The organism is Notoacmeibacter sp. MSK16QG-6 (assembly GCF_024158145.1).
In the GTDB taxonomy this organism is placed as follows: Bacteria; Pseudomonadota; Alphaproteobacteria; order Rhizobiales; family Rhizobiaceae; genus Notoacmeibacter.
In genome coordinates this window covers 420,686-445,592 of the sequence record NZ_JAMYXM010000002.1, presented here as the reverse complement: position 1 = coordinate 445,592, position 24,907 = coordinate 420,686, and the positions used below count along the sequence as shown (strand labels likewise).

Here is a 24,907-nt window from a genome sequence, read left to right as displayed (position 1 = left end):
CTTGCCTACTGAAGATAGGTAGTCCGGCAGGCTAAGGGGACCTTATGCGACTCGCGGATATCGCTGATCTGGTGCAATTGGGCGAGGTCGGTTCGGATCACGCCATTGCAGGCCTTGCTAGCGATTCGCGGCAGGTTGGCGCCGGAACGCTCTTCTTCGCAATTCCCGGTACAAAAACCGATGGGGCTGCCTTCGCTGCCGATGCCGAAAAGGCCGGCGCCATGGCAGTGGTCGCCGATCGGGCCGCGGTGCTCAAAGACCTCTCCATTCCGGTTTTTCGAACCGACAATATTCGCAGGGCACTAGCGCTCTCTGCTGCGCGGTTCTCATGCGGCCAGCCGGAAACAATGGTCGCCGTTACCGGCACGGCAGGTAAAACATCGGTGGCGTCTTTCGTGCGCCAGATATGGAGCCATATCGGTCTGCAGGCCGCTTCCATCGGTACCACGGGCGTGACGGCGCCAGGCCGGGAAGAATTTGGTTCGCTCACAACGCCCGATCCGATTTCATTGCACGCCCTGCTTGCCGAGCTGGCGGCCTCGGGCGTCACCCATGGTGCCATGGAAGCATCGAGCCACGGTTTGGAAATGTATCGCCTCGACGGTGTGCGACTTGCGGCTGGCGGATTCACGAACCTCGGCCGCGACCATCTCGATTTCCATACCGATGCTGAGGACTACCACCGCGCCAAAATGCGGCTCTTTAGAGAGTTGCTGCCGAATGGCGCGCCGGCGATTGTCTTTTCCGACGACCCCTGGAGCGAAAAGACGATTTCTGCGGCTGAAGAAGGCGGATGCGAGGCTCTCACTGTCGGGCGCCTTGGCAGCTTGCTGCGCTTGGAGCGGTGCGAACAATTGCAGGATGGTCAGCGTGCGCAGATCCTTTACGCCGGCGATCATCATGAGGTCGATTTGCCGTTGGCCGGTGAATTCCAGATGGCAAATGCTCTGGTTGCCGCAGGTCTTGCGATTTCGACGGGCAGCGACGCCGCCTCGGTTTTTGCAGCGCTGCACGGACTGAAAGGTGCAAGCGGTCGGTTAGAAAAGGTCGGCGCGACGAGAGATGGCGCGGCGGTTTACGTCGATTACGCCCACAAGCCGGAAGCGCTGGAGAACGTGCTGAAGGCGGTCCGCCCCTTCACCACCGGCAAAGTCGTGGTCGTCTTCGGCTGTGGTGGTGACCGTGACCCTGGCAAACGGCCGATCATGGGGGAAATCGCCGGACGGTTGGCCGATACGATCATCGTCACGGACGATAATCCACGCTCCGAGGAGCCCGGTCTGATCCGCGCCGCGATCCTCGAAGCTGTGCCCGATGCACAGGAGATCGGAGATCGCCGCAGGGCAATCGAGGTTGGGGTGGATATGCTCGGACCGGGCGATACGCTGGTGATCGCCGGCAAGGGGCACGAAACGGGTCAAACGATCAAGGGTGAGACGCTGCCATTTTCCGACCATGATGAAGCGCGGCAGGCGCTGGCGGCTCAGGCCGAGCATTCGGCGGGAGCTGCCTCGTGAGTTTTCTCTGGACAAGCGACGATATGATTGCGGCCATGGACGGTCGGCCCGTTGGCGAGATGCCCGAGGGTATCAGCGGTATTTCGATCGATAGCCGCACCGTTCGGACCGGGGAGGTGTTTTTCGCCATAAAGGGCGACCGGTTCGACGGTCATGATTTCTGCACAAAAGCAGTCGCCAACGGCGCAGCATTGCTTGTCGTTTCGGAAGGCAAGCTTCCGGCGATGGGCCGGCTTCGGACGCCGATGATCGTCGTCAACGATGTGCTGGAGGCATTGGGTCGGTTGGGTCAGGCGGCGCGGGCGCGCAGCCGCGCTCGGATTATCGCCGTCACCGGATCGTCCGGCAAAACGACCACCAAGGAAATGCTGCGCACAGCGTTGGAAACGTCAGGTGCTGTTCATGCATCCGACAAGAGCTTCAACAACCATTGGGGCGTACCCCTGACATTGGCGCGGATGCCGGAATCGACCCAGTACGGCATTTTCGAAATCGGCATGAACCACCCCGGAGAAATCCGGCCGCTGGTGAAAATGGTACGCCCTCACATCGCGATCATCACGATCATTGCGCCGGCCCATATCGGGCATTTTTCGTCGATTGAAGAAATCGCTCGGGCAAAGGCTGAGATTTTCGAAGGCGTTGTGACGGGCGGGACAGCGTTATTGAACCGGGACGATGAACGGTTCGCGTTGCTTGAGGACCTCGCGCGACAGGCTGGCGTCGATCATGTTCTTGGTTTTGGCGAGCATCCACGGTCTGCATTTCAGCTCCGCGAATACACGCCGACCCGCGATGGCGGGCAACTCGCGATCAGCCTTTCCGACGATGCGATGGAGTTGAAGCTGGGCGTCGGCGGCCGACATATGGCGCAAAATGCGCTGGCTGTTCTGGGGGCGGCCAAGCTGACTGGCGCCGATGTTGGAAAAGCGGCTATCGCGCTCGCGACGCTGCGCGCAGGGACAGGCCGGGGCGAGACCCACACCGTCGCATCCAACGATGGCGGAACAATCACGCTGATCGACGAAAGTTATAACGCCAACCCAGCCTCCGTTGCCGCTACGCTGGCCAGCCTTGGACAGGCCAGTTTGCCGGAGGGCGGCCGACGGATCGCGATTTTGGGTGATATGCGCGAGCTTGGCGAAAGAAGCGCTGCCTATCATGCGGAACTGGTCGAACCGATAAAGGCTGCGAAAGTGGACGAAGTGTTCACGGTTGGTGACGAGATAGTAGCGCTGCAGGACGCGCTTCCTGACGATATAAAAGGCCATCATTGCGCCGATGTCGACGCGCTCATCGCGCTGGCCCGGCAGAAATTGCGCGATGGCGATGTGGTTCTGGTAAAGGGATCGAACGGTGTCGGGCTGTCACGGTTGGTGACGACTATGCGCGGTTCGGCTGCAAAAGAGTAAATAGCGGCGCGGCAGCTTTGCCACGCTAGCGGGGACTATTGAAGAAGGGGCGATACGCTGTGCTGTATCTACTGGTTGATCTGAAAGAGACCGTCTCTTTCTTCAACGTGTTCCGCTATATCACATTTCGTAGCGGTGCGGCGATGGTGACGGCGGCGATGATCGTGTTTCTCTTCGGTCCGGCCATCATCAATACGATGCGCGTTCGACAGGGCAAGGGCCAGCCGATCCGCGCAGACGGGCCGCAAACCCATTTCAAGAAAGCCGGTACGCCCACCATGGGTGGGCTGATGATCCTCGTGGGTATTCTGGGTTCTTCTTTTCTCTGGGCAAATCCCTATTCGACCTATGTCTGGTGCGTTTTGCTCGTCACCATCGCATTCGGCATCATCGGCTTCTATGATGATTATCTTAAGGTGACGAAGCAGAGCCATCTCGGCTTCTCGGGAGCCTCTCGCCTGGCCGCAGAGTTCATTATCGCGGGCATCGCATCCTGGACGATCATCCAGGCTGGGCAGAAGCCCTTTTCCTCGTCGCTGACCTTTCCCTTCTTCAAGGATCTGATGATCCATATGGGGTGGTTTTTTGCGGTCTTTGCTTCCGTGGTGATCGTCGGCGCAGCGAATGCGGTCAACCTCACCGACGGTCTGGACGGTCTGGCGACGGTTCCGGTCATGATCGCGGCGGCAAGTTTCGCTCTCATCGCCTATCTTTCGGGTAACGCAATCTTCGCCAATTATCTCCAGATCCATTTCGTGCCCGGCACCGGCGAACTGGCGGTCATATTGGGCGCTGTGGTTGGGGCCGGACTAGGCTTTCTATGGTTCAACGCGCCCCCAGCGGCCATCTTCATGGGCGACACGGGCAGCCTTGCGCTCGGCGGCCTGATCGGGACGGTCGCGGTCGCCACCAAACACGAACTGGTGCTTGCCATCATCGGCGGCCTTTTCGTAATCGAGGCGTTGTCGGTCATCATTCAGGTCGCTGTCTACAAGAGGACCGGCAAGCGCGTCTTCCTGATGGCGCCGATTCATCACCATTTCGAAAAGAAAGGATGGACCGAGAGCCAAGTGGTCATCCGTTTCTGGATCATCGCGCTGATCCTCGCAGCAATCGGCCTTTCGACGCTCAAGGTTCGCTGATCGATGATCCCGGTCCGCTCCTTCTCCGGCAAACGAGTGGCGCTTTTCGGGCTTGGCGGCTCGGGTGTCGCTACGGCGAAGGCGCTCCTGGCCGGCGGAGCGGAACTGACGGCGTTCGACGACAGCCCCGATAGTATTGAAAAGGCCCGGCAGGAAGGCGTGCCGACCGGCGACCTTCGCGAACTGGATTGGACTGGGCTGGCAGCGCTTGTTCTTGCGCCTGGCGTGCCATTGACCCACCCGAAGCCTCATTGGTCGGCTATGTTGGCGAAAGACGCAGGTGTACCAATTGTCGGCGATGTCGAGCTATTTGCGAGGGAACGCCGAGCTTTCGGGCCGACCGCTCCGTTTATTGCGATCACCGGCACCAACGGCAAATCCACGACAACAGCCCTGATCGCTCATATGCTGCACACGGCCGGAAAAGATGTGCAAATGGGCGGCAATATCGGACGTGCCGTTCTGACGCTCGATCCGCCCGCGGAAGGCCGCCACTACGTCGTCGAATGTTCGTCCTATCAGATCGATCTGGCGCCCGGTCTCGATCCGACCGTTGGTATTCTGCTGAATATCACCCCGGACCATTTGGACCGTCACGGCAATATCGAGAACTATGCCGCGATCAAGGCGCAGCTTGTCCATGGTAGCGACCATGCCATTGTCGGCATTGACGATGTCTACGGGAAGCGTCTCTCCGACTCCTTGCTCGCCGAAGGACGGGAGCCGCTACGGATATCGACGACGCAGCATCTCGGAACCGGTCTTTTTGCCGATGGGAATGATATTGTGCTCGCCTTGGAGCCCGACCGGAGGGTCATCGCATCCCTTGACGGTATCGGCTCGCTGCGCGGCAGACACAATGCCCAAAACGCCATGGCGGCCATTGGCGTATGCCTGAAGCTCGGTCTGGAAGAAGATATTATCCGCGAAGGTCTGCGAACCTTTCCCGGCTTGGCGCATCGGATGGAACAGGTAGCGCGGATCGGGAAGACGCTCTTCATCAACGACTCAAAAGCGACCAATGCCGAGGCTGCGGCGCCGGCGCTGTCGTCCTTCGACCATGTTCGCTGGATCGCCGGCGGATTGCCGAAAGAAGGCGGGATCGAAGCTCTTTCCCCGCTCTTCGAACGTGTCGAAAAAGCCTATCTCATCGGAGAAGCCGCTCCGGGTTTTGCCGCCTCTCTCGGTGAAAAGGTTTGTTATGAGATCAGCGATACGCTGAACGTCGCCGTCGCTCATGCAGCGCGTGATGCAGATGAAGCGGGTGGTGGCGTGGTTCTGCTTTCGCCGGCCTGCGCCAGTTTCGACCAGTTCCGCAATTTCGAAGTGCGCGGCGATGCGTTCCGCGCCGCCGTCCTCGCGCTTCCCGGCGCCGAACCTATCGGAGGTGATGCCCAATGAACCTCAAGAGAACCGAGCGTGGACTCATTTCGGATTGGTGGTGGACCATCGATCGCTGGCTGCTGGTCTCATCGCTCTTGCTGATGCTGTTCGGCATCACATTATCCTTTGCAGCAAGCCCGGCAGTGGCGGAGCGGATCGGGCTCGATCCCTATCACTTCGTCATTCGGCAGATCGTCTTCATGGTGCCGGCTGTCATCGCCCTCGTGGCGGTGTCTTTCCTGTCGCCGAGGCAGGTGAGGCGTTTCTCGGCCATTCTATTTTTCGTCACCCTTATCATGATGGTATTGGTGCTGTTCGTCGGCATGGAGATTAAAGGCTCGCGCCGGTGGCTTCACATCTTCGGTTTTTCGATCCAACCCTCCGAATATATGAAGCCGGCTTTCGTGGTGATGGCCGCCTGGCTGTTTTCCGAACATATGAAGAAGCCCGAAATTCCCGGAAACATCTTTGCCATTGTTCTTTTCCTGCTGGTCTCGGCACTTCTGGTCGGCCAGCCGGATCTCGGCCAGACCATGCTCGTCGCGGCGACATTCGGCGTTCTGTTCTTCCTTTCGGGGCTCGGCTGGGCGCTTATCACCGGGCTTGGCGTTCTGAGCGTCGGCGCGGCAGTAGCCGCCTACCTTTCGTTCGACCATGTCCAAAGCCGCATAAATCGCTTCCTCACCGGAGAAGGCGACAATTACCAGGTGATGCAAGCGATGCAGGCCATCCAGCATGGCGGCTGGTTTGGCGTGGGTCCGGGTGAAGGCATTGTCAAACGGTCTTTGCCCGATAGCCATGCCGACTTCGTTTTCTCCGTGGCTGCGGAAGAGTTCGGCGCGGTCTTCTGCCTCCTGCTGCTCGCTGTCTTCACGGTCGTCGTCGTTCGTGGTCTCTGGCTTGCCTTTCGTGAACGCGATGAATTCACACGCCTCGCGACCTGCGGCCTCGTCACCATTTTCGGCCTGCAATCGGTCATCAATATCGGTGTCAATCTGCAGCTGCTTCCCGCTAAAGGCATGACGCTGCCATTCGTGTCGAGCGGCGGCTCTTCGCTGATCGCGACTGCTATCGCCATGGGCATGGTTCTGGCGCTGACGCGTCACCGGCCGGAGAAACGGGCGGGGCTGGAATTCAATCTGTCGTCGGCGCCCACCGGCGCATTCACACCGGCGGTGTAGGGAATGGCTGATGCGAAAGGCATGATGCTGCTGAGTGCGGGCGGCACAGGCGGACATTTGTTTCCGGCCGAGGCGCTCGCGCACGAACTGATCGCGCGCGGCTGGGACGTGCATCTTGCCACGGACGAGCGCGCCGAGCGATTCGCCGAAGGCTTTCCGGGACCGGTGCATGTCGTTCGGTCGGCCACAATTGGAGGCCGCAACCCCCTTTCAGTCCTCAAGGCGATCTCTGCATTGTTTGCCGGCTATCGGCAATCGGTTGCTCTGCTTCAAAAATTGAAACCTGCCGCAGTCGTCGGCTTCGGCGGCTATCCGACATTGCCGCCTCTTTTTGCGGGGATACGACGAGGTATCCCGACGATGATCCACGAGCAAAATGCGGTCATGGGTCGCGCCAACCGAGCGCTTGCAGCGCGTGTGACGCGAATAGCGGGTGGGTTCCTGACGCCGGAGGGTAGCGGTTTTCCAGACCGCACCGTACAGACCGGAAATCCGGTTCGGCCTGCCGTGCTCCATGCGTTGGCATTTAGATATTCTACGCCAGAACAGGCTAATCCGTTCAATCTTCTGGTCTTCGGTGGCAGTCAGGGTGCGCAATATTTTGGCGAGGCGTTGCCGGCTGCAGTCGCGCAACTGCCGGACGATCTGCGCAGCAGGCTGTCAGTCACGCAGCAGGCGCGTAGCGACGATGAAGATCGTGTTCGAGAAGCTTATGCCGATCTTGGTGTAAAGGCGGAAGTCTCGCCGTTTTTCTCGGACATGGCAGAGCGGATCGCCCGGTCGCATCTTGTCATCAGCCGGGCAGGGGCCTCAACCGTATCGGAACTGGCTGCCATCGGCAGACCGTCGATCCTCGTGCCTTATCCGCATGCGCTCGATCACGATCAGAGCGCGAATGCAGCGGCGCTTCAGGCGGCGGAAGGCTGCATTGTGCGAGAGCAGAGCGATCTCACTTCCCAATCGCTTGCCGGCCTTATCGGTGAGATGGCGAACGATCCTGCGCGACTATCTCGGATGGCGAGTGCGGCCCGGGCGACCGGTCGCCCGCATGCTGCCGCCTTGCTTGCCGACGAGGCAGAGGCTATTGCCTCGCGCTAATTTCGCGTCGCGAACGTATCAAACGAGAAGAAAGGGCTATCTGCCCATGGCTATGCCTCACACTATCGGTACCGTACATTTCATCGGTATCGGCGGAATCGGTATGAGCGGCATTGCCGAAGTGCTGCACAATCTCGGCTATTCGGTGCAAGGGTCCGACCAAGCCGACAACGCCAACGTCAAGCGCCTGCGGGATAAGGGCATCAGCGTCTTTGTCGGTCAAAGCGGCGATAATCTTGGCGATGCGGAGGTTGTTGTCGTTTCCACCGCGATCAAGCGTGACAATCCCGAACTCATGGCCGCGCGGGAGCGAACCCTCCCAATCGTCCGCCGGGCGGAGATGCTTGCCGAACTCATGCGTTTTCGTCAGGCCATTGCCGTTGGCGGCACACATGGCAAAACGACGACGACATCGATGATTGCGACGCTGCTGGAGGCGGGCCGACTCGATCCGACCGTCATCAATGGCGGGATCATCAATGCCTACGGCACGAATGCGCGAATGGGCGAAGGCGAATGGATGGTTGTCGAAGCCGATGAAAGTGATGGCACATTTCTGAAACTGCCCGCCGAGATCGCTGTCGTCACCAATATCGACCCGGAGCATCTCGACCATTACGGCGATTTCGATGCGGTTCGCGCCGCCTTTCGCCGTTTCGTGGAGAATGTGCCTTTCTATGGGTTTGGGGTGATGTGCATCGATCACCCGGAGGTGCAATCGCTTGTTTCCAAGATCGAAGACCGGCGGATCATCACCTATGGCGAGAACCCGCAGGCGGATGTCCGCTTCATCAATCCACGTTTTGAAGCCGGCCATAGCTGTTTCGATGTCATGATCCGCCCGAAAAAGGGCAGCGACGGCGTTCTGATCGACAATCTCAAACTGCCCATGCCTGGCCGTCACAATATTTCGAATGCAACGGCCGCCATCGCCGTGGCGCATGCGCTGGATATGAGCGCGGACGATATTCGCGACGGAATCTCTTCATTCGGTGGGGTGAAACGCCGCTTCACCCATACGGGGAACTGGAATGGCGTGGATATCTTCGACGATTACGGCCATCATCCGGTCGAGATAAGAGCTGTCCTGGCCGCGGCACGGGACGCGGCATCGGGCAAGGTGATCGCCATCGCCCAGCCGCACCGCTATTCTCGCCTGCACGATCTTTTCGACGATTTTGCCGGCTGCTTCAACGATGCGGACTGCGTGGCGATCCTGCCAGTTTACGCGGCTGGCGAAGATCCGATGGACGGGATCAATTCCGAGACGCTCGTTTCCTCCATTCGCGCAGGGGGTCATCGCGATGCTCGTGTTCTGGAAGGCAAAGATGCGGTTGCATCTTTCGTCCGAGAGGTCGCAGAGCCGGGCGACTTCGTTCTGATGCTTGGAGCAGGGTCGATCAGCCTCTGGGCGAATAGCCTTCCAGACGAGTTGGCGGCGGGCGAGGCAGCGTGACCGGTATTTCGATGATCGACGGTGAAAACCTGTTCGACACGCTGGCCGACAAAATGCGGCATGTGCGCGGACGGCTGACGCCAAACTATTCCATGGCGAAACTGACCTGGTTTCAAGTGGGCGGGCCGGCCGAATTGCTCTTCCAACCAGAGGACGAAGAGGATCTGGCAGCCTTTCTCGCGGCACTGCCGGCCGAAGTTCCGGTTATGGTCGTGGGCGTCGGTTCCAATCTCCTCGTCCGGGATGGCGGAGTCGAAGGCGTCGTCATTCGGCTGTCGACACGCGGGTTCGGCGCGATCGAAGCCGTCGGTGACAACCGGTTGAAGGTGGGCGCTGCTTCTCCCGACAAGCGGCTGGCTGCGGCGGCGCTCGACGCCGGTCTCGCGGGCTTTCATTTCTATCATGGCATACCGGGCGCCATCGGCGGAGCCCTGCGTATGAACGCGGGTGCGAATGGCGTCGAGACGACCGACCGGGTGGTCGAAGTGATCGCCTATGATCGAAAAGGCGAACGCCATGTCCTCAGCCATGACGATATGGGCTATGCCTACCGCCATTCAGAGGCCCCGGCAGACTATATCTTTACCCATGCGGTCTTCGAGGGGCCGACGGGTGAGGCCGATGCTATCAAGTCAGCGATGGACGAGGTTCAGAACCACCGTGAGACGGTACAGCCGATTCGCGAGAAGACAGGCGGTTCGACCTTCAAAAACCCGGAAGGCACCAGCGCCTGGAAATGCGTCGATGCTGCTGGTTGCCGTGGTCTGATCGTCGGTGATGCGCAGATGAGTGAGATGCATTGCAACTTCATGATCAATCGCGGTGAAGCGACGGCTCATGATCTCGAAACGCTGGGCGAGACGGTTCGCCGGCGCGTGCGCGACAGTCAGGACATCGAACTGCATTGGGAAATCAAACGAATCGGAAAATTTGCGCCGGGCGCTGAGGTCGAGCCATTTATGGGTGGTTGACGGTCTCCAGGCGCCCGGCCGCGTCCTGACCGGATGGTCTGCCGAAAGGTTTCCGAAACCCTGACAAAATCTTTCCAGTTCCTAAAATGCTAACCACTGATTAACCATCCACCTCATAGGGTGGCGGCTGAATCATACCGCAATCTTGCCGCTTGCAAGGGGTGCCATGAGCCGCCACGTCGCCGTATTAATGGGAGGTTTTTCGTCGGAGAGGCCGGTCAGCCTCAATTCCGGCGAAGCGTGCGCTGCCGCTCTGGAAAAGGCGGGATACCGTGTGAGCCGTGTCGATGTAGATCGCACACTGCCCCTTACGCTCTCAGAGATTAAGCCAGACGTGGCTTTCAATGCGCTGCATGGACCGTTCGGCGAAGACGGCACTGTTCAGGGCATTCTGGAGTTCATGGGCATTCCGTATACCCATTCCGGCGTTCTGTCCTCAGCGCTGGCGATGGATAAGGAAATCAGCAAGATCCTGGCCAAAAAGGCAGGCATTCCGGTGGCCGAATCGAAGGTCATGAACCGCTTCGATGTCGGTTCGTCCCATCCCATTCCGACGCCTTATGTGATCAAGCCTGTCGCGGAGGGATCGTCCTTCGGCGTATTGATCGTGGACAGCGACCAGCCTCATCCGCCGCAATCGCTCACTTCCGATGAATGGAAGTACGGCGATGTCGTCATGGTGGAGCGCTACATTTACGGTCGGGAATTGACCTGTGCTGTCATGGGCGATGTCGCCATCGGCGTGACCGAAATCGTGCCGCATAGCGACAAGTTCTACGATTACGACGAAAAGTATTCCGAGCACGGCGCCTCGCATATCTGTCCGGCTGATTTGCCCGTCCATGTGACACGCAAAATTCAGGACTACTCGTTGCGCGCCCATAAGGCGATGAGTTGCCGGGGCGTTTCGCGTTCCGATTTTCGCTACGACGATCGGCGATCCGAAGATGGCGAGATCATCTGGCTCGAGGTCAATACCCAACCCGGCATGACGGAACAATCGCTGGTGCCGGAACTCGCGGCGCATGCCGGTCATTCGATGGCGGAACTGGTGAGCTGGATGGTGGAGGATGCGTCATGCGGACGTTGACCGATCGCCTCTCGCTACCGCGTGATTTTGGTGTTCTGCCAAAACCCTTGCGTCGTCCTGTGCGCTTTTGCCGTCGCTTTATGCTCGGCCAGATTGCGGTTCCCGATGCCGCCACCCCCTTAATAGTAGGTGGGTTTTTCGCCTCATGGATCGTCGCGGGCGCCGTCATGGGCGGTCATATGCCGGTCGTCACCGGCGCTGTGGCAAAGGCCACCGGCTTCGGAGTGGCTGAACTGGCCGTGGCGGGCAACCGGTTTACCGACGAGACCACGATTGCGAAGGCTGTTGGTCTCGACGATGGCCGAGCGTTGCTCGGCCTCAACGCGGAAGATGCCCGCCATGCCATCGTGGCTCTGCCTTGGATCAAATCTGCTGAAGTGAAGAAAGCTTATCCGTCACGGCTCAGCGTCGATCTGGTCGAACACAAACCGGCTGCTCTGTGGCAGGTGGGATCGCTGGTTCAGGTTATCGACCGGAGCGGAATGGTTATTGCTCCCTATGAGGGCGTTGTCCTTTCCGGCCTGCCGCTTGTCGTGGGTGATGGCGCAGCCGAGCATGCGCGCCAGATCAGCGATCTCGTTGCCGCTTATCCCACGGTCAAGGATCGGGTTCGCGCGTTCATTCGTGTCGGCCACCGTCGCTGGGATCTGCAACTGGACAACGGCATGACTGTCAAGCTGCCCGAGCGACGTGCCGCCGAAGCTCTTGCGCGCTTGGAGGAGGGGAACCTCTTCGCCGAGCTGGTCGCGCGCGATGTCAGTTCCATCGACATGCGGATCGAGGGTCAACTTGTGGTAGCGACGTCGGACGCCGTGATGGACGCGCGCAGAAAATCGTTCGAAACCATCGAGAAAAAACTCAGGCACTCCCTCGTGGAGGGACGCACATGACGATCCTTCCTTTTCCGCGCCAGCGAAGCACCAGGGGCGGTGTCCTTACCGTTCTGGACATAGGTTCGACGAAGCTGACCTGCATTATCGCCAGGCTGAAGCCGCGCGACGGCGATGGCGAAGTCCTTAAGGGCCGTACGCACCAGATGCGTGTCATCGGTATCGGTCATTGCCGTAGCAACGGCGTCAAGGGCGGCATTATCGTCGATCTGGATGCGGCGGAACGATCGATCCGCAAGGTTGTCGAGTCGGCTGAGCATATGGCCGGGCTGACAGTCGATTCCATTATCGTAAATCTCGCTGCGGGTCGGCTGAAATCCGAGAGTTTCGTCGCTCATGTCGATCTGGCTGGCCATGAGGTGGAGACGGGCGATGTTTCCCGCGTGCTGTCGGCGGGCGCAAAGCTGGCCGAAGAGGCCGAGCGGACGGTTCTTCATTCTCTGCCGACCGGCTTTTCGCTGGATGAGGAAAGCGGCATCACCGATCCACGCGGCATGGTCGCCGATCGCCTGGGCGTGACGATGCACGTTCTGACTGGCGACGCCGGGCCGCTGCGCAATCTCGAACTGGCGATTAATCGCTGCCATCTCTCCGTCGAGCGGATCGTGGCGACGCCATACGCCTCGGGTCTGTCCACGTTGGTCGACGATGAAGTTTCGATGGGCGCGGCCTGCATCGACCTTGGGGGCGGAACGACCACCCTGTCGGTTTTCCAGAACGGGCGGTTCATCCATGCAGACGCTGTTGCGGTGGGCGGCCATCATGTGACCCTCGATCTTGCGCGGGGCATGTCCACTTCGATCGAGGAAGCCGAGCGCCTGAAAGTCATGCATGGCTCGGCTCTTCCAAGCGCCGCTGACGATCGCGAACTTGTTACTGTGCCCGGCCTTTCATCTGATGACAGCACGACCATTCCGCGGTCGGTGGTCACAAAGATTATCCGTGCGAGAACCGAAGAGACGCTGGAACTGATCCGTGATCGGCTCAACGCATCGGGTCATGCGGGCATTGTCGGCAAGCGCCTGGTGCTGACCGGCGGCGGTTCGCAGTTGAACGGTATGCCTGAAGTCGCGCGGCGCATTCTTGGTCGAAATGTTCGAATTGGCCGTCCGCTTGGGGTTTCCGGTCTTCCGGAAATGGGCAAGGGGCCGGCGTTCGCCACTGCGGTAGGTCTGCTGATTTATCCGCAGGTGGCCCGTTTCGAAACCCGCCAGCGCGGCGGGACAGCAGGTTTCGCAACGCAGGCGGGGGGCCGCTTCGCGCGGGTCGGCGCCTGGCTGCGGGAAAGTTTTTAGAGGAAACGGCGATGGCTGCCCCCGCAGCCGCCGCCACAATCAGTCGCAGGAGCCTCCCAGAGGGTAAAGGACGGGAAGATCATGAGTATCAATCTACAGAAGCCAGACATCACCGAACTGAAGCCCCGGATCACCGTTTTCGGTGTCGGCGGCGGTGGCGGTAACGCCGTCAACAACATGATCTCCGCTGGCCTCGAAGGTGTCGACTTCGTGGTCGCCAACACCGATGCGCAGGCGTTGGCAATGAGCAAATCGGACCGGATCATCCAGCTTGGCGCGCATGTGACCGAAGGTCTCGGCGCCGGCAGCCAGCCGGAAGTCGGACGCGCGGCCGCCGAAGAATGCATAGACGAGATCGTCGACCATCTGTCGTCGACGCATATGTGCTTCGTCACCGCCGGCATGGGCGGCGGCACCGGAACCGGCGCAGCGCCAGTTGTGGCCAATGCGGCCCGCGAAAAGGGTATCCTGACCGTCGGTGTCGTGACCAAGCCCTTCGACTTCGAAGGCAAGCGCCGGATGCGAATCGCCGATCAGGGGATCGAGGATCTGCACAAGGCGGTCGATACGCTGATCGTGATTCCGAACCAGAACCTGTTCCGCATCGCCAATGACAAGACCACCTTTGCCGATGCTTTCGGCATGGCCGATCAGGTGCTGTTCTCCGGCGTTGCCTGCATCACCGATCTGATGGTCAAGGAAGGGCTGATCAATCTGGATTTCGCCGATGTCCGCTCGGTCATGCGCGAAATGGGCAAGGCGATGATGGGCACGGGCGAAGCGTCCGGCGAAGGCCGCGCAATGGCAGCCGCCGAGGCCGCCATCGCCAACCCGCTGCTGGACGAGAGCTCGATGAAGGGAGCAGAAGGCCTGCTGATCTCCATCACCGGTGGCCGCGATCTGACACTTTACGAAGTCGACGAAGCGGCGACGCGTATTCGCGAGGAAGTCGATCCGGACGCCAACATCATTCTCGGCGCGACCTTCGACGAGAGCCTCGAAGGTATTATCCGGGTCAGCGTTGTCGCGACCGGCATCGATCGCAACGCCTCGAGCCTAGAGCAGCCTGTTCTGGAATCGCGTCCGGTCTCAGCTCGTCCGGCCGCTCCTGCTCAGCCAGCGCGGCCCGCGCCAGCCGAGCGCCCGGTCGAGATGACCGCTCCGGCGGTCGCGGCTTCGCCGGCTCCGCAACCGCGCCCTGCAGCTGTCGAACCGGCCGCGCGTCCGACGAGCCAGATTTTCGGGGCAATGCCGCAGACCGCTCCGGCTCCTGCGGCTCCGAAGCCAGCACCGGCGGCGCCTCGCCGAGACCCTGAAGCTCAGGCTGTTATGCCGACCCAGTCAGCACCTGTTCGTCAGCAGGCACTGCCGCTCGAAGAGCCGGCAATGGCTCAGCCACACACTGATCCTCGCGCCGCTTCCAAGCCGGCACCTACACCGCGCTCGGAGCCGGTCGATGAAATGCCTCGTATGCCGAGTGTGGAGGATTTTCCGCCACAGCTTCGCGCCGAGATCGCTCACCGGCATGAGACTCGTAGCGACGAAGCGGAGCGCGGTCCGCTCGGGTTGATCAAGAAGCTGACCACCGGCCTTGGTCGCAGGGAAGATGAGGCCGGCCGGCCGAGCGAATCATCCTCCGCAAGCGCAGCGCCCCGCGCACCGAAGCTGCGGCCGGCAGCACCTGCTGCACCGGCGGCGGATCGGCGGCCTGTTGCGCAGGACTCGTCGGTCTACGCTCCTCGCAGAGGCCAGACGGATCAGGTCGGTCGCCTTAATCCGGCAGTCCGTAGCGAAGAGGAAGCGCTGGAGATTCCAGCATTCTTGCGCCGGCAGGCCAACTAACGACCACAAAGTCTTCACATTTTGAGGGCTGGCTCCGAAAGTAGCCGGCCCTTTGTGTTGCAAGGGTTTGACTATCTTTTGAGCAGCGGCCGCGCGCGAACGTTACGATTCGTGTCGTTCAGGTAAACAAGCGTGATTTCCTTCTTTCCAATCCGATGTTTAGGAAACCAAGGTGCCCGATTGCCAGTAGGGGAGGCGCGGGCGCTTCTTAAATTCGAACCGGCATCTCATGGCCGGAAGAGATTGGGGACGAAGTACGCGTGTCAGACCGCCAGACCACTTTGTGCGAAAGTGTCGAATTTGAGAGCACCGGCGTTCATTCCGGTCGTCTCGTTCGTATGGAATGTCATCCGGCGGACGCCGATACCGGCATCGTTTTTTACCGTACGCTCGATGATGGGCGTGTCGTAAGCCTGCCGGCGAAGGCCGCGTCTGTCGTTGCGACGTCCTTCGCAACGGTGCTCGGCGCACCCTGCGGCACGTCCGTCGCTACGATCGAACATCTGATGGCGGCGGCCATGGGCTGCGGCATCGACAATATGATTGTGGAGATCGATGAAGGCGAAGTGCCGATCATGGACGGCTCCTCACGTGCTTTCGTCGAAGGCTTTCTTGAGGCCGGTATCCGCACTTTGTCGGCCCCGCGCCGGTACATGAAAATCCTGAATCCGGTTCGTGTGCAGAGCGGACTGTCCTACGCGGAATTTCTGCCGTCCGATGGCATGCGTTTCGACGTTGCCATCGATTTCGCCAATCCGGTTATCGGCGCGCAACATGCCGTGCTTGATATGAAGGCGGAGACCTTTCAGTGCGAATTCGCGTTCGCCCGTACTTTCGGTTTCATGAAAGATGTCGAGGGCCTCTGGGCCGCTGGTTTCGCGCTCGGCGCGTCGTTGGAAAACACCGTTGTCGTTGGTGACGACGAACGCGTGGTCAATCCCGGCGGTCTGCGGGGCGCGGACGAATTTGTCCGTCACAAGCTTCTCGATGCTGTCGGCGATGTCGCGCTGGCGGGTATGCCTTTTATCGGCACCTTCCGCTCTTATCGTAGCGGCCATCGCATCAACGCCATGGCCCTGAAGGCGCTGATGGCAGACAAGAGCGCGTGGCGTATCGAATCCGAAAAGACCGGTTCGGCCGTTCGCGCGAGCGCCATGGCCGTTCCGATGGCTGCCGCACCCAGCCTCGGTGCAGAATTCGACTGAGGTCTGTGCGCCACATCTTCAAAACGATTGCATTTTGGCCGTAGCGAAATTGCAGGTTGCCCCAGCGCTGCCACAATGACGGCACACGACAGATGCGAGATTGCCGCCGGGCTTCGCTTCCTTTATGGCGATGTGCGGCTTTTGGGGTTTGAGGGTTGAATATGAGTGAGCGGATCCAGCGCGTTCCCACCGGGGCGTTGAAGATGATTGCGGGCGCAGCTGTTTTGGCTGTTCTGCCTGCCCTCGGCGCATGTACCTCGACCGACGATGCCGATCTGGCTCTCTATGTCGAAAATATCGAACCGGCGGATCGCCTTTACAATCAGGGGCTGGCCAATCTCGAAGCTGGCCGCATGACGGAAGCCGGCCGCAAGTTCAAGGCGGTCGAAAACCAGCATCCCTATACGGACTTCGGTCGTAAAGCCTTGGTGATGCAGGCCTTTACTCAATATCGGCAGGGCCAGTTCGACGACGCCATCCAGACGGCCAAGCGTTATACCACGCTTTATCCTGCGACCGACGATGCCGCTTACGCAACCTATATCGCCGGACTGTCCTACTGGCGGCAGATCGAAGACGTGACGCGCGACCAGGAAGTCACCAAGCGGATGATCCAGGTGATGAACCAGGTCGTCACGCGTTGGCCGGACAGTGAATATGTGGAAGATGCGGAGGCGAAAATCCGCTTTGGCCGCGACCAGCTCGCCGGCAAGGAAATGCAGGTCGGGCGGTATTATCTGGAGCGCCGGGAGTATCTGGCTGCCATTCGCCGCTTCCGCTATGTGGTGGAAAATTACTCCAACACCCGCCATGTCGAAGAGGCGCTTGCCCGGCTGACGGAGTCCTATCTCGCGATGGGGCTCGTGGAAGAAGCGCAGAACTCCGCTGCCGTTCTTGGCTATAATTTCCCGGATAGTCAGTGGTATAAGGATGCCTACGCGCTATTGACGAAGGGCGGTTACACCCCGCAGCAAAGCGCTGGCGGATGGCTGAGCCGCGTTGGCTTCGGCAAGAAGTCGGAAGGCTGATCCGGCCGGTTCGGCAGAACACGAAATTATCGGCGGGCAATGCTGGCTTCCCTCTCGATCCGTGACATTGTGCTGATCGAGCGGCTCGATCTGGACCTGTCCGGCGGGCTGTCCGTTCTGACCGGAGAGACGGGAGCCGGCAAATCCATATTGTTGGACGCACTGGCGCTCGCGCTCGGCGCCCGTGGCGATGCCGGGCTGGTGCGCGCGGGGCAGGACCAGGGCCAGGTGACGGCGGTTTTCGATGTTCCCGTCGGTCATCCAGCGCGACAGATCCTTCGCGACAACGATCTGGAAGACGATGGCGATATCATCTTGCGGCGGGTGCAGAACGCCGATGGTCGCACTCGTGTCTATGTGAACGATCGCGCCTCCTCTGTCGGCCTTATGCGGCAGCTCGGTATCGAACTCGTTGAAATTCATGGCCAGCACGATGACCGCGCTCTGGTCGATCTGTCCGCGCATCTCAATCTGCTCGATGCGTTTGGCGGTCTTTTGGGCGAGGTGCAGAGCCTGTCCCGTATTCACTCGGCATGGCGCAAGGCCGAAGACGATCTGACTGCCCACCGTGCAAGGATCGAGGCCGCTGCGCGAGAGGCCGACTATCTTCGCTCATCCGTCGATGAGTTGACCGAACTCGACCCGCAGCCGAACGAAGAGAGCGATCTCGCCGAGCGCCGTACCGCCATGCAGCGCGCAGAGAAAATCGCTGTCGAAATCAACGATGCACAGGACGTGCTGTCGGGATCAGATGCCCCAATGGGCCAGCTTGCCGCGCTGATGCGCCGGCTGGAGCGCAAAAGCGCGGATCATCCGGAACTTCTATCGTCGATTATTGCATCTCTGGACGAAGCCATGATCGCACTCGATGCCGTTCAGGCCGGTGTCGATGATGCGCAACGTGCGGCTGAGTTCGATCCGCACGATCTCGAAGCGACCGAAGAACGGTTGTTCGCCCTCCGCGCAGCGAGCCGCAAGTTCAACGTGCCGGTCGAAACGCTGCCTGAACTGCGTGACCGAATGGCTGACGATCTGGCTGACATCGATGCCGGGGAGGAGCGCCTTGCCGTTATGGAGCAGGCGGCACAGCAGGCTCTCGTCGCTTATGACGAAGCGGCGGCGCTTCTCTCCGAAAAACGTAATGCCGCAGCGGAGGCCTTGGCCGATGCTGTCATGGCGGAACTGCCTGCCCTGAAGCTGGACCGCGCGCGCTTCTTCGTCCACTTCGAAAGCGATGCCGAGGCCCGTGGCGCTGAGGGTATCGATAGCGCGGAGTTTTGGGTGCAGACCAATCCCGGCACGCGTGGCGGGCCGATGATGAAGGTCGCATCAGGCGGAGAACTCTCGCGCTTCCTGCTTGCGCTGAAGGTCGCGCTGGCCGACCGGGGATCGGCACCGACCCTCGTATTCGACGAGATCGATACCGGTGTCGGCGGTGCTGTGGCCGATGCGATCGGTGGACGGCTTGCCCGCCTTGCACAAAAGGTGCAGGTGCTCTCCGTGACGCATGCACCGCAGGTGGCGGCGCAGGCAGGCCACCATTTTCTGATTGCGAAAAGCGGGCAGGACCGGATCGCGACGTCCGTTTCGCTAATGGCGCGTCGCGAGCGAAGCGAAGAGATCGCGCGCATGCTTTCAGGCGCGTCCGTCACCGATGAAGCACGCGCGGCTGCCGAGAAACTGCTTCACGCAGCGGAAACAGGCTGACGGGGCAGATTGTGTGTCCGAAGCAAATTCGCGCTTGATCGCTGACAGGGCTGGCCGGTATCGCTACCGTCGGGTCTGAGCGCGGAGTGAGTACGTCATCGTGGCTAAGTCGAAGCCGGTCGAAAAGCTGACGGAAGATGAGGCGCGGTCCGAACTGGATCGCCTCGCCGAAGAGATCGCCGAGCATGACCGGCGCTATCACGGCGAAGACGCTCCTGCCATTTCCGACGCCGCATACGATGCCCTGCGCAAGCGTAATGGCGCGATTGAGGAGCGCTTCCCGAAGCTGGTCCTGGCCGATTCGCCTTCTAGGCGCGTTGGTGCCCCGGTCTCGGAAAAGTTCGAGAAAGTCAGGCACGCGCTGCCGATGCTGTCGCTCGATAACGCTTTTTCAGACGCCGATGTTCGAGACTTCGCTGCGCGTGTGAGGCGGTTCCTGAAAATGGAGGTCGATGCCGAACTAGCCCTGACGGCAGAGCCGAAAATCGATGGCCTGTCGCTTTCGCTCCGTTACGAAAAGGGCAGGCTCGTTACAGCGGCGACCCGCGGGGACGGGCGTGTCGGGGAAAATGTCACCGTCAACTCGCGGACCATCGACACCATTCCGGTCGAATTGACGGGCGAGGTTCCGGATATCGTCGAAGTGCGCGGCGAAGTTTACATGCGTCACGAGGATTTTGCAGCGTTGAACGAGCGACAGGCGGAGGCTGGTAAGACGGTTTTCGCCAATCCGAGAAACGCGGCCGCAGGTTCGCTACGCCAACTGGATTCGTCGATCACAGCTTCTCGCCCTCTGGCCTTTTTTGCCTATGCGTGGGGCGAATTGTCGGAGCGGCCGCACGACACGCAGAGCGGCATGGTGACTTGGCTGCAGTCCATTGGTTTTTCGACCAACCCGCTGATGGAACGCTTCCTCGATCTCGACGATTTAATCGCTCACTATCATTGGATCGAAGAGAACAGAGCAACGCTTGGCTACGACATCGATGGCGTGGTCTATAAGGTTGACGATCTACACCTTCAGGAACGCCTCGGCTTCGTTTCGCGCTCACCGCGCTGGGCCATCGCGCACAAATTTCCAGCCGAGAAAGCGGTAACGGAACTTTTGGCGATCGACATTCAGGTCGGTCGTACGGGCGCTCACACGCCGGTAGCAAGGCTAAAGCCTGTAACGGTGGGCGGGGTGGTCGTGACGAATGCGACGCTTCACAATCCGGACGAGATCGAGCGACTTGGCGTGCAGATCGGCGACACGGTGCAGGTGCAGAGGGCGGGGGACGTCATTCCGCAAATCCTGGGGGTCGTGGATGAAAAACGACCGAGCACCGCCGAGCCTTATGCCTTTCCGTCGCATTGCGTTTGCGACCTGCAAACGCCCCTGGTGCGTGAAACGACGGCTGGCGGGGTGGAAGGCGTGGTACGGCGATGCACGGGTGAATTTGCATGCCCCTACCAACGGCGCGAGCATCTGAAACATCTGGTCGGGCGCAAGGGCTTCGACATCGATGGGCTCGGCGACAAGCAGATCGACTGGTTCTATGAGCATGAGGACGAAAATCTGCGCATCCGGGAGCCGGCGGATATTTTTACGCTGCAGAAACGTCAGGCAGATTCGGCTGCTCTCACGAAGTTGAAGAATTTCGATGGCTGGGGCGAGACTTCCGTTCGAAACCTCTTCGATGCAATTGAAGCGCGAAGGACCGTGCCGCTCGACAGAGTCATTTTTTCCCTCGGCATCCGCCATGTCGGCGAGACGACATCGCGAACGCTTGCGCGCGCCTATAGTTCTTGGAAATCGTTCGAGCAGGCGGCCGAGAGACTGGCGACAGGCGATGAAGCCGCAAAAGCGGAAATGGAGGCTCTCGACGATATAGGCGGGGCGGTAACAGAGGCCGTGGCCCGGTATTTCTCGGAAGACAAGAATTGCGCGATGGTCGATCGGTTGATCGAGGAGCTGACCGTGGAAGAAGCCGAAGCGCCGGCCGCGTCCGATTCTCCCGTCGCGGGACAGACCATCGTCTTCACCGGATCGCTGGAGCGAATGTCGCGCGACGAGGCCAAAGCCATGGCCGAACGGCTGGGGGCAAAGGCCGCTGGTTCGGTGTCGAAGAAGACCGATCTGGTGGTTGCAGGCCCCGGGGCGGGGAGCAAGCTGAAAAAAGCCGAGGAATTCGGCATCGAAGTCATTTCGGAAGATGAATGGTTCGAGCGCGTGGGGCAGGGCGCGTGATAGAGGCCATCGACATCGGACCTGCCGACTGGAATGGCTTCACGGAGATCATGGGGCCAAAAGGCGGCTGCGGGGGCTGCTGGTGCATGCTCTGGCGGCGCACCGCTAAGGAAATGAATGCCGCGACGAGCGCCGAAAACAGGGCGCTGATGAAGGCGCGCTTCAATGAAGGCGTGCCGCCGGGCCTGATTGCACGGATCAATGGCAAACCGGTCGGCTGGATTTCGGTCGACCGGCGAGAGGCTTTCCCGCGCATGAATTCTTCGAAGATCCTGAAGCCGTTCGATGACGAACCGGTTTGGTCGATCACCTGCTTTCTTGTCGCCAAAGAGCATCGCCGGACCGGTTTGCCGACCCGTATGCTGGAGGCGGCCGCCGGTTTCGTCCGCGAATACGGTGGCGCTATGCTGGAAGGCTATCCTATCGATACGCCGAAGACGAAATATCCGCCGGTCTACGCCTGGACTGGCTTTGTCGAGAGCTTCCGGCGCGCGGGGTTCGACGAAATCGAGCGGCGCTCGCCGACGCGTCCGATCATGCGACGAAGGTTGGACTGATGGCTGAAATATCTTTGCCAGCGAAGCCTCCGGGCTTTCTTGCGGGCATTGTACGCGCGCTGCCTGTCTGCGCCGCCGTTGCTCCTTTCGGGCTCCTGTATGGCGCGCTTGCCGTTGACAACGGCCTCTCTATTTTCGAAGCGACCTTCATGAGCGCGGCGATCTTCGGCGGAGCCAGCCAGATGGTCGGCCTGCAACTATTCAATGGGCAGGTGCCGGGCTGGCTGATCGTTCTATCGATTTTCGCGGTGAACTTTCGTCACATTCTCTATTCAGCGGCCATTGGGCCGAAATTGATGCATTGGCCGGTCTGGCAGCGTCTTGCCGCCTGGTTTCTGCTGACCGATCCACAATTCGCCGAATCCGCCAAGATGGCAGAGCAGCGACCTGTTCCGTTCACATGGTATCTCGGTTTCGGGCTTGCTCTGTATCTTCTCTGGATTCTGGAAAGCTATCTCGGAGCGCGGTTTGGCGCATTGATCGACGACCCGGAGGCGCTCGGTCTCGATTTCATGCTGCCGCTCTACTTCTTCGCCATGCTCTATGATTTTCGGGCGCGCCATCCCTTTTTCCCAATCGTCATCGCCAGCGCCATCGGTTCGATTGTCGCGAAGCTTGTAGTCGGTTCGCCCTGGCATGTCTCCATAGGAGCGCTGTGCGGGATTGCGGTTGCCGTCATTATCGGCGCGCCGTCCGAACCGCCGAAGCCAAAGGAGCGGACCACGTGAACGGGATGATCTGGATCATCATCTTTGGCGCTGCGGCGACTTATCTAACCCGGATTGGTGGACATCTGGTTCTGAGCCGCTTCGATCACGTACATCCGCGCGTTCAGGCTGGTCTCAATGCGGTGCCCGCAGCCGTCCTCACGACGCTGGTCGCGCCTGCACTGATCGATGCTGGTCCCGCTGAATGGTCGGCCATTATCTTTGCTGCGTTCGTCGGTCTTCGTGCCAAGCTGACAGGGATGTTTTTCGCCTCGGCGGTTCTTTTGATCGTTCTGCGGCAGATCGGCTTTAACTAGGCGGACGCCCGCTATCCCGCATCACAGTGGCGCGCAGGCGGTTTCTAGCCACTCTCCTACCGCCGATGACACGCGCGGACCGATCTCGCTTGCTATCCGCTTGTGATAAGCGTTGAGCCACTCGATTTCTTCGGAAGACATCAATTCCGGTTCGATCAGCCGCCGGTCGAAGGGACATAGTGTCAGCGTCTCGAAGCTGTGCATGGAAACGTTGCCGAAACCGACCTCTGCGGCAGGCTCGACCACGATGAGATTTTCCATTCGAATGCCGTATTTCCCTTCACGGTAATAGCCAGGCTCGTTCGAGAGGATCATTCCTGCTTTCAGCGGCGCCTTGCCTGTCCGTGCGATCCGCTGCGGTCCCTCATGAACGGCAAGGAACGAGCCGACGCCGTGCCCTGTGCCATGGGCATAATCCATACCGGCCTGCCAAAGCGGCTGACGGGCTATTGGATCGAGTTCCGACCCCCAGCACCCTTCCGGAAAGCGGACACGGGACAGGGCGATCATGCCACGCAAAACAGTGGTCGCATGCCGGCGCATCTCGTCTGTCGGTTCGCCAATGGCAATCGTCCGTGTGATGTCGGTCGTTCCATCGACATACTGACCACCCGAGTCAATCAGATAAAGCTCGCAATCACCCAATGGCCGGTCACTCTCCTCGGTCACCCGGTAGTGAATGATCGCGCCATTCGGGCCCGACCCTGAGATCGTATCGAAGGAGATGTCCTGGAGTTCGGAATCGTCGGCCAAGGCTGCGTCGATCCGGCATTTCTCCAGCTTGTCGACGGCCATGCTTTCTGTGACGCTGCCGGGCGTTTGCTCTGACAGCCAGTGCAGGAATGTCGCCATGGCGACACCGTCGCGGCGGTGAGCGGTACGCGCTCCCTCGATCTCAACATCGTTTTTCATCGCGCGCGGAAGCCGCGCCGGGTCATCGAACGGATCGACTGCTCCACCGGCCTTCGTGATCGCGTCGCCAATGCCGCGCGACGCCAGCGCCGGGTCCAGGCCGACGCGCCTTTCGGACTTGCCCAGTTCCGCCAAGGTCTCCGCAAAGGCTTCCGGGTCTGCAATGGCGACCATTTGCCGAAGGTAGGCGTGAGCTTCACGGTCGAGCTTGCGGCGATCGACAAACAGGATCGGCTCGTCCGCCGCGGGCAGTATCATGAATGCCAGAGTCAGAGGATTATGCGGCACGTCCGAACCGCGAATATTCAACATCCATGCAATCGAGGATGGATCGGTCAGAACCGTCGCATCGAAACCGGCTTTTCTAACGGCAGCCTGCATGGCTTCAATCTTGTCACTGGCCAGACGGCCAGCATGATCTTTGGAATGAATGCGTGTCTGCCCCAGCGGCGGGGGCGGCTGATTGGACCAGATGGCATCGACGGGATTTTCTTCCAGTAAGACCAGTTCGCCGCCTTTGGCTGAAAGGGCCTGGTCAAGCGCCTTGGTCTCACCGATTGTGTGTAACCAAGGATCGATACCGAGTCTGATCGGGCCGTCCTGCTTTGCCAGCCAAGAGGTTGGCGGCTCCGAAACCAGACTTTCTATAGCGAATATCTCTGGGTCGGCTTCGCTCTTCGCCTGCAGCGTATAGCGACCATCGACAAAAAGGATCGCCTTGTCGGCCATGATAATGGCGGCGCCAGCCGAGCCGGTGAACCCGGTCACATAAGCGAGGCGCTCCGCGCGCTCGGGCAGGTATTCACTCTGATGCTCATCGGCATGGGGCACCAGGACGGCGTCAATCCCATTCGCCTTCATCAATTTTCTCAACGCGAAGACCCGTTCCGCCCCGGGCACTTTAACGGCATGAGAGGCAAAGGTTTGAAAACGCGCCATATTTCATCGATCCTGTTGAATGAGATTC

At 60.1% G+C, this 24,907-nt stretch carries 20 protein-coding genes; 19 read left to right on the top strand and 1 reads right to left on the bottom strand.

Annotated features, from left to right (window positions below; translation table 11 throughout):
• Nucleotides 1-44 precede the first annotated feature (44 nt).
• The 19 genes from NIM86_RS09810 to NIM86_RS09720 all read left to right on the top strand — a co-directional run bounded on the left by NIM86_RS09810 (nt 45) and on the right by NIM86_RS09720 (nt 23,028).
• Nucleotides 45-1,517, top strand: coding sequence for a UDP-N-acetylmuramoyl-L-alanyl-D-glutamate--2,6-diaminopimelate ligase (locus tag NIM86_RS09810; protein WP_253381540.1), 1,473 nt, complete (start codon nt 45-47; stop codon nt 1,515-1,517).
• On the top strand, nt 1,514-2,929 hold the full coding sequence (locus NIM86_RS09805) for a UDP-N-acetylmuramoylalanyl-D-glutamyl-2,6-diaminopimelate--D-alanyl-D-alanine ligase (protein WP_371872872.1): 1,416 nt from the start codon (nt 1,514-1,516) through the stop codon (nt 2,927-2,929). Before NIM86_RS09810 ends, NIM86_RS09805 begins: the two co-directional genes overlap by 4 nt.
• Nucleotides 2,930-2,988: 59 nt before the next feature.
• On the top strand, nt 2,989-4,071 hold the full coding sequence (gene mraY, locus NIM86_RS09800; protein ID WP_371872871.1) for a phospho-N-acetylmuramoyl-pentapeptide-transferase: 1,083 nt from the start codon (nt 2,989-2,991) through the stop codon (nt 4,069-4,071).
• 3 nt (nt 4,072-4,074) lie between these two features.
• On the top strand, nt 4,075-5,472 hold the full coding sequence (gene murD / locus NIM86_RS09795; protein ID WP_253381538.1) for a UDP-N-acetylmuramoyl-L-alanine--D-glutamate ligase: 1,398 nt from the start codon (nt 4,075-4,077) through the stop codon (nt 5,470-5,472).
• Nucleotides 5,469-6,635 (top strand): putative lipid II flippase FtsW, encoded by a 1,167-nt coding sequence (gene ftsW, locus NIM86_RS09790; RefSeq protein ID WP_253381536.1) that lies wholly within the window; start codon nt 5,469-5,471, stop codon nt 6,633-6,635. Before murD ends, ftsW begins: the two co-directional genes overlap by 4 nt.
• 3 nt (nt 6,636-6,638) lie before the next feature.
• Nucleotides 6,639-7,733 (top strand): undecaprenyldiphospho-muramoylpentapeptide beta-N-acetylglucosaminyltransferase, encoded by a 1,095-nt coding sequence (murG, locus tag NIM86_RS09785; RefSeq protein ID WP_253381534.1) that lies wholly within the window; start codon nt 6,639-6,641, stop codon nt 7,731-7,733.
• 46 nt (nt 7,734-7,779) lie between these two features.
• Complete coding sequence (gene murC / locus NIM86_RS09780; RefSeq protein WP_253381532.1) at nt 7,780-9,189, top strand: UDP-N-acetylmuramate--L-alanine ligase; 1,410 nt, start codon at nt 7,780-7,782, stop codon at nt 9,187-9,189.
• A gap of 11 nt (nt 9,190-9,200) precedes the next feature.
• Entirely contained in the window at nt 9,201-10,160 is a 960-nt protein-coding gene (gene murB / locus NIM86_RS09775; protein ID WP_253382010.1) for a UDP-N-acetylmuramate dehydrogenase, read from the top strand.
• Nucleotides 10,161-10,326: 166 nt separating this feature from the next.
• Nucleotides 10,327-11,250 carry a D-alanine--D-alanine ligase gene (locus NIM86_RS09770; protein ID WP_253381530.1) on the top strand — a complete coding sequence of 308 codons (924 nt, stop codon included), beginning with the start codon at nt 10,327-10,329 and terminating at the stop codon, nt 11,248-11,250.
• Nucleotides 11,238-12,140, top strand: a complete 903-nt coding sequence (locus tag NIM86_RS09765) for a cell division protein FtsQ/DivIB (RefSeq protein WP_253381528.1) — start codon at nt 11,238-11,240, stop codon at nt 12,138-12,140. Before NIM86_RS09770 ends, NIM86_RS09765 begins: the two co-directional genes overlap by 13 nt.
• On the top strand, nt 12,137-13,435 hold the full coding sequence (ftsA, locus tag NIM86_RS09760; protein WP_253381526.1) for a cell division protein FtsA: 1,299 nt from the start codon (nt 12,137-12,139) through the stop codon (nt 13,433-13,435). Before NIM86_RS09765 ends, ftsA begins: the two co-directional genes overlap by 4 nt.
• A gap of 81 nt (nt 13,436-13,516) precedes the next feature.
• A complete protein-coding gene (gene ftsZ / locus NIM86_RS09755) occupies nt 13,517-15,277 on the top strand; it encodes a cell division protein FtsZ (RefSeq protein WP_253381524.1) in 1,761 nt (586 codons plus the stop codon).
• Between the two features lie 260 nt (nt 15,278-15,537).
• Complete coding sequence (gene lpxC, locus NIM86_RS09750; RefSeq protein WP_253381522.1) at nt 15,538-16,482, top strand: UDP-3-O-acyl-N-acetylglucosamine deacetylase; 945 nt, start codon at nt 15,538-15,540, stop codon at nt 16,480-16,482.
• Between the two features lie 161 nt (nt 16,483-16,643).
• Complete coding sequence (locus NIM86_RS09745) at nt 16,644-17,510, top strand: outer membrane protein assembly factor BamD (RefSeq protein ID WP_253381520.1); 867 nt, start codon at nt 16,644-16,646, stop codon at nt 17,508-17,510.
• A gap of 39 nt (nt 17,511-17,549) precedes the next feature.
• Complete coding sequence (recN, locus tag NIM86_RS09740; RefSeq protein ID WP_253381518.1) at nt 17,550-19,217, top strand: DNA repair protein RecN; 1,668 nt, start codon at nt 17,550-17,552, stop codon at nt 19,215-19,217.
• A gap of 97 nt (nt 19,218-19,314) precedes the next feature.
• The gene (ligA, locus tag NIM86_RS09735; protein ID WP_371872881.1) at nt 19,315-21,447 is read left to right on the top strand and encodes an NAD-dependent DNA ligase LigA; all 2,133 of its coding nucleotides are present in this window, start codon (nt 19,315-19,317) and stop codon (nt 21,445-21,447) included.
• Complete coding sequence (locus NIM86_RS09730; RefSeq protein ID WP_253381514.1) at nt 21,417-22,004, top strand: GNAT family N-acetyltransferase; 588 nt, start codon at nt 21,417-21,419, stop codon at nt 22,002-22,004. The genes ligA and NIM86_RS09730 overlap by 31 nt, the downstream gene beginning before the upstream one ends.
• Nucleotides 22,004-22,732, top strand: coding sequence for an AzlC family ABC transporter permease (locus NIM86_RS09725; RefSeq protein ID WP_253381512.1), 729 nt, complete (start codon nt 22,004-22,006; stop codon nt 22,730-22,732). The genes NIM86_RS09730 and NIM86_RS09725 overlap by 1 nt, the downstream gene beginning before the upstream one ends.
• A gap of 5 nt (nt 22,733-22,737) precedes the next feature.
• Nucleotides 22,738-23,028: an AzlD family protein gene (locus NIM86_RS09720; RefSeq protein WP_256478453.1), complete on the top strand. Its 291-nt coding sequence runs from the start codon at nt 22,738-22,740 to the stop codon at nt 23,026-23,028.
• Nucleotides 23,029-23,049: 21 nt separating this feature from the next.
• Here NIM86_RS09720 and NIM86_RS09715 read toward each other — a convergent pair whose 3' ends face one another.
• A complete protein-coding gene (locus NIM86_RS09715; protein ID WP_253381508.1) occupies nt 23,050-24,879 on the bottom strand; it encodes an aminopeptidase P family protein in 1,830 nt (609 codons plus the stop codon).
• Nucleotides 24,880-24,907 lie beyond the last annotated feature (28 nt).